The following is a 4577-nucleotide window of genomic DNA, read 5'->3' on the forward strand; positions in this document are numbered from 1 at the left end:
AACCCCATGATAATTTAGAGGCAGGTTTTATCCCCACGATAATTTAAATATCCTTTATTCATTAAGCTGTTGCAAATGAGCCTTTCTAGGTGATATGCAACAGCTTTTTTATTTTGGTCAAAATGCAGAAAAGACGCGAAGCGCGTCTTTTCTTTACATTAAGCTTTTTGTTTTTCTTCCTGCTCTACTTCTTTCCATCGTCTGCCTAAAATAAAGACAATAAGCTGTACGATAACAAAACATAGCATATAAATTGTCCAGTTATCAATAATAACCATCGGCAAACTCATATCCTCCGTTAAGAAGAAGACAATGATTGAAATAATCGCAAGCAGTAAGGCAAGACTTCTTATAAATAAGCTGCGTTTTTCTTCCTGATAATCTTCTTGCTCATCATAAGAATACGTCTTATCATTTTCTAATTTCTCTTCATTTTTACTTTTTGATAATAACAGAAGTATTGCCAGTAATACCGTAATGATCATGCATATGAAATTCATGATCGCCCAGTTTGCTTCCGTGCCTTTCGCTTTCGGTGTTACATTTTCCTTAATTACTTCTACATCCCCATTTGTTAACGGTGTCTCATTTTCATCAACATGTTCACTTTCTCCATTCGATTGCGTATTCCCCATTATGTTTGGTGCGAATGGTCTTGTATCTGAAACTGATGGCATCCTAGGCTGTTCTGCTACGATTGGTCTATTCGTTGTTTCTGGAAGCTGAGGAGCATCAACGGTATTGCCTCCATTCGTTGGAGGTATGGTATCAGGTTTATCTGGTGTTACAGGAGTATCTGGCTCCTCAGGGTTTTGAGGAGTATCTGGCTTCTCGGGATCACTTGGTGTCACTGGTTTTTCAGGTTCTTTACTTGCTTGAAAAACAACCTTAAACGTCGTATCTTTTGTTATGATCATATCGATGGTCGGTTTTTTATTTACCCAGGACGCACTTTCTTGCTCATATCCTTCATCTGCTATAGCTGTTGGAATCTGATCAACCCTTAGTTTACCACTTCCATGTGTTGCAAAATTTCCTTCTTCATCTCGTAATGTCACATATACACGATCAAAAGCAACCGTTCCATGTTCAGCTTCATAATGAACTGCCACTTGATATTTATCTGGAATGCCGTCTCCTTTATCGGGATGCTTTGGATCTGTCCCATGAATGTCTTTGGTGTAATGAACAACGATTTCTTTATCTTCCGCATCCATGCTGCCTGTGATTATATGATCATTTTCATTTTCCAAAACATAGGTATCCACATGTGGAGATGTTATTTCATAGCGATTCAGGTAAGCAATCTTTGTTTGATAATCTTCAGCTATGCGATTGCCATCCTCATCAACATATCGAATAGTCAATTGATAATCAGCCGTTTCAAACTTGGCTTTAAACGTCATCTTTTCTTTGATTTTCATACCAGCTTCTGGCCATACTGGATACCATTGTAGGCTGCTTTGGTCATAGCCTTTATCCGCAATTGCCAAAGGAATCTGCAACGCTGTTAATTGACCGTTCCCAGTTTGTGAAGGCTCATTGTTTTCATCATATAGGGTTACATAGGTCTTCCTTGTTCCAACAAGTGTACCATTTTTTACTTCATAGTTTACTTCAACTTGATATTTATCTGGAATGCCATCTCCATGATCGGGATGAATAGGATCTGTTCCATGCTCATCTTTAGCAAAGTAAGCATAAAATACGGTATTTTCGGTTATCGTATATTCGCTTGGATCCTTAATCTCTATCCCTTCCTTATTCGACACCGTTTTAACGATCCATTTATCAAAAGTATAACCAGCAGCTCCCTTTGGTTTTGGTGTCTGATAATCTATTACATTTTTGAGTTTCGTATTTGCTAACACTTCATTATATTGAGTAGTCCCTTCTAATGCACCATGTTCTGCCACAACGAAATTTACCCTTAATTTTTCTTCACGCTCATCCGGAATTCCATCATGGTTGTCATCCTTTGCAAATACTGCCTTGACAATCGTATCGCCGTGAATCACATATGCGCCAGGTTCTGCAACTTCTAAAAGTGCATGTCCATCTTTATCAACGATCACCCATTTATCAAACACATAGCCATCTTCTGCTACCGGTGTAGGTTCTTTATAATGCTGTGCGTCATGAATTGCTGACTTGACCAAATAATTTTTATATGTGGTTGTTCCAAGTAATTTTCCATGTTCTCCTGCTATAAATGTAACCGTAAAGCGCTCTTCCTGATAATCCGGAATATGGTTACCATTTTCATCCATTGCCCATACGGCATACAGTGTCGTTGTTTCCATAATGGTGAAGTAATCCTTTGGCTGTAACATCTCTTGAGGTGCCTTGCCATCTGTCGGAATCACTGTTAGTGGCTGTTTGCTCCAACCGATGAAGATAACATTTTCCTTTGGATGAGTGAAGGCATTATCCTTTACTAGTACTTGATCTTTTACATGATACGTCATTTCATCGATGACACTTCCACTGCCACCGTTTGCATCATAATTCATCGACAAAGATTCTTGATAATCTGGAATATGGTTACCATTTTCATCCATAGCCCATACGGCATACAGTGTCGTTGTCTCCATGATGGTGAAGCTATCCTTTGGCTGTAACATCTCTTGAGGTGCCTTGCCATCTGTCGGAATCACTGTTAGTGGCTGTTTGCTCCAACCGATGAAGATAACATTTTCCTTTGGATGAGTGAAAACATTATCCTTTACTAGTACTTAATCTTTTACACGATACGTCATTTCATCGATGACACTTCCAACGCCACCGTTTGCATCATAATTCATCGATAAAGATTCTTGATAATCCGGAATATGGTTACCATTTTCATCCATAGCCCATACGGCATACAGCGTCGTTGTTTCCATAATGGTGAAGCTATCCTTTGGCTGTAACATCTCTTGAGGTACCTTGCCATCTGCCAAAATCACTGTAAATGGCTGTTTGCTCCAACCGATGAAGATAACATTTTCCTTTGGATATGTGAAGGCATTATCCTTTACTAGTACTTGATCTTTTACATGATACGTCATTTCATCGATGACACTTCCACTGCCACCGTTTGCATCATAATTCATCGACAAAGATTCTTGATAATCTGGAATATGGTTACCATTTTCATCCATAGCCCATACGGCATATAGCGTCGTTGTCTCCATGATGGCGAAGCTATCCTTTGGCTGTAACATCTCTTGAGGTGCCTTGCCATCTGCCAAAATCACTGTAAATGGCTGTTTGCTCCAGCCGATGAAGATAACATTTTCCTTTGGATATGTGAAGTCATTGTCCTTTATTAGTACTTGATCTTTTACATGATACATCATTTCATCGATGACACTTCCACTGCCACCGTTTGCATCATAATACATGGATAAAACTTCATTCTCATCAGGTTTTCCATTATGATTTTCATCTGGTAAGAAAACAGCTTTATAAGTTTCACTTACCCACACATGATCCTTCTGTGTTGGCATAATCTCAAAATCATATACTTTCTGCTGATTTGGTGTCAGCCAATAAGCAAATACATAATCATCATTCGCATTATCATATACCACTTTTGAACCTGCTGGTTGACCAATCACCGGATTCACCTGTTCTGTTTCCAATGATAATTTTCCTACGCTGAGTACATTTCCCTCTTCATCAACAATCGGCTTACCATCTTTATCTGTGATACTATGTTGTATCGTTACATATGCTAATTCTTTATATTGTGCAATAAACGTAACATCTTGATAAAAAGCTACCTTTCCCTGTACATATTCTTCAAATGTATATTTTTCATCGTTTGATTTCCATGCAGGGTCTGCAACATCATAACCATGATCCGCGATAATTAGCGGCATTTGATAGTTATGATCAGTCCAATTTGTTCCTTTTAATACTTCCATATAGAAAGAACCATTCTCATTAGGTAGTAAATTTTCAGTAAAGGGATTATTCATTAGTTTTCCATGTTCCCCTTCTTGAAACGTGATACGTACCCATTGCGTATCATCCTTGATCCATTTGGCAACTAACGTGATTTCCTTTACTTCTTCATCGTTTTGGACGAGTGTTTGATATGCTGTTTTTGAAGCGACTTTGGTGTCCTTGTAATACCAACCATCAAACGTATAACCCTTGCGCATTGGCCGATACCCAATATTCACAATGTCATCAAATTGCACTATTTCATCAGCAATCGATGCATTATTTTCATAAAGACCGCCTTGTAAATCATAATGCACCTTATATGCATGCAAAGGTTCCCATAAAGCGGTAAAGGTATAAGTGATGTCATAATCATTTTCATACTTCCAAACATCTTTTACTTGAATTTCATCATGCGCATGGTAAATCTTATCCTCATCCTGTAATTTCCATCCTTTGAAAACATACCCTGGACGAGTTGGTGTTTGTTCACTCACTTTGATTATATTTTCTTTTACATTTGTATCTGGATGATGATAAACGTTTTGATCAGTAATCGGGGTAACCGATGTTCCACCATTTAAGTCATATTTCTGCACAATATTTATATCCACTTGAAAACGTTGATTTTACGCTGTTTTTCG

Annotated in this window: 2 protein-coding genes; both read right to left on the reverse strand. The window is 38.1% G+C overall.

Features of this window, described 5'->3' with window-relative positions:
- Nucleotides 1-158: 158 nt before the first annotated feature.
- The gene (locus tag AC1VS3_RS12630; protein WP_017144709.1) at nucleotides 159-2657 is read right to left on the reverse strand and encodes an FILTED domain-containing surface protein; all 2499 of its coding nucleotides are present in this window, start codon (nucleotides 2655-2657) and stop codon (nucleotides 159-161) included.
- Between the two features lie 78 nt (nucleotides 2658-2735).
- On the reverse strand, nucleotides 2736-4532 hold the full coding sequence (locus tag AC1VS3_RS12635; protein ID WP_481275674.1) for an InlB B-repeat-containing protein: 1797 nt from the start codon (nucleotides 4530-4532) through the stop codon (nucleotides 2736-2738).
- Nucleotides 4533-4577 lie beyond the last annotated feature (45 nt).

This window comes from Longicatena sp., assembly GCF_982403165.1.